The sequence below is a fragment of the Steroidobacter sp. genome (genome assembly GCF_016790065.1).
Taxonomy (GTDB): domain Bacteria; phylum Pseudomonadota; class Gammaproteobacteria; order Steroidobacterales; family Steroidobacteraceae; genus Steroidobacter.
In genome coordinates this window covers 1-5,481 of sequence record NZ_JAEUPY010000501.1, presented here as the reverse complement: position 1 = coordinate 5,481, position 5,481 = coordinate 1, and the positions used below count along the sequence as shown (strand labels likewise).

Below are 5,481 nucleotides of genomic sequence, written 5' to 3'. Positions count from 1 at the left end.
CAGGCTCACTCAAGAACGTCTCGAGCAAGTGCTGGCGAAAATTCCCACGGTGACTCGGGCGGTGCTGATCTTGAGATTCAGAGATGGCATGGGCCGCAAGGAAGTATCGCAGCAGTTGGCGCTGACCGATCGGCAGGTGCGTCGGCATCTGGTGAAAGGCTACGAGTACTTGCGCGAGTCGTTCACGGAGTTGAAATGAGTCAGCTTCCTGAGAACGGGCCTCGAACCGTCACCGAACAAGCGTCGGATTGGTGGGTGCTGCTGAATTCCGAAGCGGCCACCGACGAAGATCATCGCGCGTTTGGCGAGTGGGTTGCACGCAGTCCCGAGCGTGTTGAGGCGTTCTTGCAGACTGCGAGCATCACCAAAGCACTCAAGTCCAAGGAGCTGCGCTGGCCCGATACCTCGGTGGAAGAGCTTGCCCGTGAAGTTCGAGCTGCAGGCGATGTGGTGCAGCTTCGTACTGCTGTCTCCTTGGAACCGACCGGCGCGCCCACGAAGAACAAGGGTCGTAGCAGACCGGCGTGGCTCTTAGCGACTGCAGCCAGCATCGCAGGCGTGATTTGCGTCACCTGGTTCACGATGAATCGCACGCCGCACTATGAAACGGCGCTTGGCGAGCAGCGCTCGGTGGTCCTGGAAGACGGCTCGGTCGTGACATTGAACACCGCTTCCCGCATCGACGTCGATTTCGAGGAGAGTCGCAGGACCATTCACCTCACGGCTGGCGAAGCGCTGTTTCAAGTCGCGCACAATCCTGCTCGACCGTTCGATGTCATCGCAGGCGGCACTCGTGTGCGCGCTGTAGGCACACAATTCAACGTCGACAAAAGAGCGGAGGGCACGACCGTTACCGTTGTGGAAGGCAAAGTTGCCGTGCTGTCCGAGAGCGCCGCCATCGAAGTGTTGCCGACGAACGATGTGACGAATACAAACGGCACGACCTATCTCATCGCAGGTCAGAAACTGACGCTCGCTGCGGTGGTCAAGCCTGAGGTATCGGTGCCCACGCCGGCCAATGTGGCCAGTGCCACTGCTTGGACACAACGCCGTCTGGTGTTCGACCGACGTTCGCTCGGCGAAGTCGCCGAGGAATTCAATCGTTACAACCGCCAGGCCATTCGCATCGACAGTCCGCAGCTGCGTGCACAAGAAGTGACGGGTGTGTTCCAAGCCAACGACCCAGACTCATTCCTGGAATTCGTGGCCAAGGTGCCGGGAGTGAAGATCGAGCGCGACGCCGACACCATCAAAGTATCGGACGCGCCTTGAGATACATCGACGCGCGTGACGAATTTATTTGTCGACAGCAGGGGGCCGAGTTTCGCAAAGCGACGCCTATACATACATAAGGAACCACCGGCACGGAACGCCACTGGCAAGTTCCATCTCAAATTAGAAGGGTATGTATGCGGAGCTCGAAGCTTCTGAATGCGGTGGCGGCACTCATCGTCGCCTGTCCGATCGTCTCTACCTGCGCTTACGCCGAAGCCGTTCAATACGATCTGAAGATCGCGCCGCAGCCGCTCAGCGCAGCGCTGCAGGAGTTCGCGAAACAGTCCGGTGTGCAGATTATTTTCTTCTCGACAGTCACTGATGGCTACGATGCTCCGCCGCTCAGCGGCAAGTACACCGCGTCGGACGCGCTGCAGCTGTTGCTGAATCATTCGGAACTGACGTTCCGCGAGATCAATGCAAAGACCATCGAAGTTCAGCCCAAAGCACCGGCCAACTCTCTGAAGAAGAGCGTGTCGTTTACGTCGCCAGCGGCGACCACCGACGCTGGCGATAGCATTCGGCTCGCGCAGGCGAGCGGTGGCCAGACAAGTTCGGCAGCGTCCGAGGTCGAGGCGCGAAACACCATTCAAGAAGTCATCGTGACCGCGACCAAACGTGCGGAGTCGGTGCAGAAGGTTCCTGCCTCCATCACTGCGTTCAGTCAGGAGAATCTCGAGCGCATGGGAGCCGACAGCTTCAGTGACTTTGCGTTGCAAGTGCCTGGATTGCACATGACCGACACCGGCCCCAACGGCTCCCAGTTCGTGATTCGTGGCATCGCGCCGCTCGGCGCCGATACCCAGGATACCGTCGTTCCGTATATCGACGATCTGCCGACCACCGATTCCAGCGCCAACATCACCACGCCCGACATGAGATTGTTCGACGTCGAGCGAGTGGAAGTTCTGCGCGGCCCGCAAGGGACCTTGTTCGGTTCCGGTGCCATGGGTGGCGCGATTCGCATCATTACCAACAAGCCGAATTTCTCGGCACGAGCCGCGAAGATCGAGTTGGGCATGGAACAAACCGAAGGCGGCGCACTGTCGACTTCGTATAACGCAATGATCAACGAGCCGTTCGCCGACGGTCGCGTGGCTTTACGTGCGGTGGGTTATTACCGTGATGAGGGTGGTTGGCTCGATACCACGGGCCAGCCCGGTGTTGCTGGCGGCATTCAAGGATCCGAAAAGAACGCCAACTCCGAAACGGCTTACGGCGGTCGGGTGATGCTCCGGTTCAAACCGGTGGAGCAGATGGACGTGCTGGCTCGGCTCTCGTATCAAAAGAGCGAGCCCGAAGGTCGCGCTTACTACACCTTGGTAGAGGGTGACACTCGCGTGCAGCAGCGTGCGATCAACGATTACTACTTCGAAGAGGCGGCGATTGCCAATCTGGTGATCAATTACGACTTCGGTCCGGTGTCGTTGATGTCCTCCAGCACGTACTACGATCATGATGGCGGTCGCGTGGAAGATTTCAGCGGCTTCTCGATTTTCCTGTTCCCGGACTTGCGGGCGTCGCAATTCATCCAGAGCGCGCCGTCCAAGAGCGTGTTCCAGGAAATGCGTTTGAGCTCCAATGGCGACGGGCCGCTGAGCTGGCTGGCCGGCGTCTACTATCGCGATCAGTACGAGCGCCAGATCCTGAATCGTTTCAGGATTCCTGGCAGCGAAGCGCTGCTGGGTTCCGGCATCAATGGCGCTCCTGGCGATATCGCGTGGAGTCTGGATGGCGACTTCAAAACCATCGAGAAAGCGGTGTTCGGCGAGGTCAACTATCAGCTGACCGAGCGGCTGGTCGGTACCGTCGGCTTGCGCAGATTCGAAAACTCCATCAAGACCCATTCGGTGCAATCCGGTGGACTGTTCTATCCGGACGGCCCGTCGCTGGTGCAACTGGATTCCAAGGACGAGAGCACCACCTACAAGTTCTCGCTGGCGTACTCGCTGTTCGAGAAGACCATGCTGTATCTGACGGCCGCCGAAGGTTATCGAGTCGGCAACGCGAACCTGGTGCCGCTCGGCGAGGCGGGCACGGTGCCGGCGAGCTACGGACCGGACAGCTTGTGGAACTATGAGCTGGGCACCAAGAGCACCGTGCTGGATGGCCGGCTGGTGCTGAACGCAGCGGTCTACTACATCGACTGGTCGGACATGCAGATCGGCACCGAGAACGAGGCCGGCACCGGCTATATCGGCAATGTAGGCAAGGCTCACAGTCAGGGTGCCGAGTTCGAGATCAACGCGTTGCTCGGCCGCTCGTTCGAATATACCGCTGCGGCTTCCTACACCGATGCGCGCATCGACGTGGATAACGAGGGCTTGGGTGTGAGATCCGGCGATCGCATTCCTCGAACCACCAAGGTGATGTTCTCGAATATCTTGCGGAGCTCGTTCACGCTGGGCGGTCACGCGTCCTACGTGCAGGCCAGCCATCAGTACGTGGGCAAGTCCTACACCGACCTCGACCAGTCCGAATGCTTCGGGCCGTGCACGTCGATGGGCGGCTACAACATGGTCGGTCTGCGCTCGGGGATGTTCTTGGGCAATTGGGAAGTCGCGGCCTTCATCAACAACGTGTTCGATGATGACTCGATCACCAACGTCTATCCGATTGCTGGTGGCACTCGTTACTACCCAGTGACCCCGCGGACCTTCGGTCTGACGGTTCGCGCAGACTTCTAAGCGCAGTCGTAATGGATAGTGCTATCCGCGTAGCAGTGCGCACGGTCGCGTGCGCCTTGCTTTCCTGTATCGGGTGGGTGCTGCCGTCACTGGCAGCACCTGCCATTCCTTACGAAAGACATGTGCTGCCCAACGGCCTCACGCTGATCGTGCATGAGGATCACAAAGCGCCGATTGTCGCGTTGAGTGTGTTCTATAGAGCCGGCAGCCGCGATGAGGCGCCGGGACGCAGCGGCTTTGCTCATCTCTATGAGCATCTGATGTTCGTCGGCTCCGAGCATCATGACGATGAGTTCTTCCGGCCGATGCGAGCCGCGGGCGCCACCGACATGAGTGGCCAGACTCACTACGACCTGACTCACTACTACCAGAACGTGCCGAGCGGCGCGCTCGATCTGGCGCTCTGGCTCGAGTCGGATCGCATGACGCATTTCCTGCCCGCCGTCAGCCAGAAGGATTTGGACGCGCAGCGGGGCGTGGTGAAGAACGAGAATCGTCAGTACGCGAATCTGCCTTACGGTCGCGACGACGATGTGATCGCCGCCAATACCTATCCACCCGAGCATCCTTACTCCCGAACGGTGGGCGGCTCCGAGGAGGACTTGAGCGCGGCCACACTGGAAGACGTCGAGCATTGGTTTCGCACCTACAACGGCGCCGCCAATGCGATTGTGGTGATCGCTGGCGACATCACTAGTGCTCAGGCATTGGAGAAGGTCGAGCGCTACTTTGCGGATGCGCCTGCCGGTCCGCTGCCGGCTCGTCGCAAGAGCTGGGTAGCAAAGATGAGCGGTGAGCAGCGGCTGGTCAGTTTCGATGCCGTGTCGCAGCCTCGGGTCTACAAAGTCTGGAACGTGCCGGGCTGTGCCACCCGTGATTACGCGTTGCTGGAACTTGCTGCAGACGTTCTCGCTGGCGGAAAGACGAGTCGACTACATCAGCGTCTACTGCAGACAGATGGTGTCGCAACGGATGTCGCGGTGACTGTTCGCGCCAAGGAGTTGGGCTCGCAGTTCAACGTGACCGTGACTCTGAAATCCGGCGCTGATCTGCGAGCGGCGGAACAGGCACTCTCCGAGGAGATGAGTCGCTTCCTTCGCGACGGACCGACGGCTGACGAGATGAAACGAGCCAGGTCGGTGGCCGATGCGCAGTTTGTGCGTCGTCTCGAACGTATCAATGCCATTTCTGACGGCGGCAAATCCTGGATTCTCGGGGCGAGCGAGCTATTCGGCGGATCGCCGGATTTCTACCAGCAGTCGCTCGATTGGGTGCGCCAAGCAACGCCCAACGATGTGCGCAGTGTGATGCAGGATTGGCTATCGGATGGCTCATTCGTCCTCGAAGTTCAGCCGACGCCACGGTTTCGCGTGGCTGCTTCCGGCGTAGATCGCAGCAGAATGCCTGAGCCAGGCGCGCCGTCGGAGCTGCATCTGCCGTCGTTACAGCGCATGACCTTGTCCAATGGGCTCAACGTCGTACTCGCCGAGCGTCACGGCGCTCCACTGGTCAATCTCTC

At 59.6% G+C, this 5,481-nt stretch carries 4 protein-coding genes; all 4 read left to right on the top strand.

All coding sequences use genetic code 11. The annotated features are described in order from the left end of the window. Nucleotides 1-199, top strand: a 199-nt coding sequence (locus tag JNL55_RS20835; RefSeq protein ID WP_293858264.1) for a sigma factor-like helix-turn-helix DNA-binding protein, incomplete at its 5' end; no start/stop codon positions are given. After that, entirely contained in the window at nucleotides 196-1,272 is a 1,077-nt protein-coding gene (locus tag JNL55_RS20830) for a FecR family protein (RefSeq protein WP_293858261.1), read from the top strand. The genes JNL55_RS20835 and JNL55_RS20830, both read left to right, overlap by 4 nt. 137 nt (nucleotides 1,273-1,409) lie before the next feature. Further along, complete coding sequence (locus tag JNL55_RS20825; RefSeq protein WP_293858258.1) at nucleotides 1,410-3,962, top strand: TonB-dependent receptor domain-containing protein; 2,553 nt, start codon at nucleotides 1,410-1,412, stop codon at nucleotides 3,960-3,962. An 11-nt stretch (nucleotides 3,963-3,973) separates the two neighbouring features. Beyond that, on the top strand, nucleotides 3,974-5,481 hold a 1,508-nt coding region (locus JNL55_RS20820; RefSeq protein ID WP_293858254.1), incomplete at its 3' end, for a M16 family metallopeptidase.

Coding starts and splice junctions, on each gene's coding strand:
- JNL55_RS20830 (WP_293858261.1), top strand. CDS start 196: ATGAGTCAGCTTCCTGAGAACGGGCCTCGAACCGTCACCGAACAAGCG.
- JNL55_RS20825 (WP_293858258.1), top strand. CDS start 1,410: ATGCGGAGCTCGAAGCTTCTGAATGCGGTGGCGGCACTCATCGTCGCC.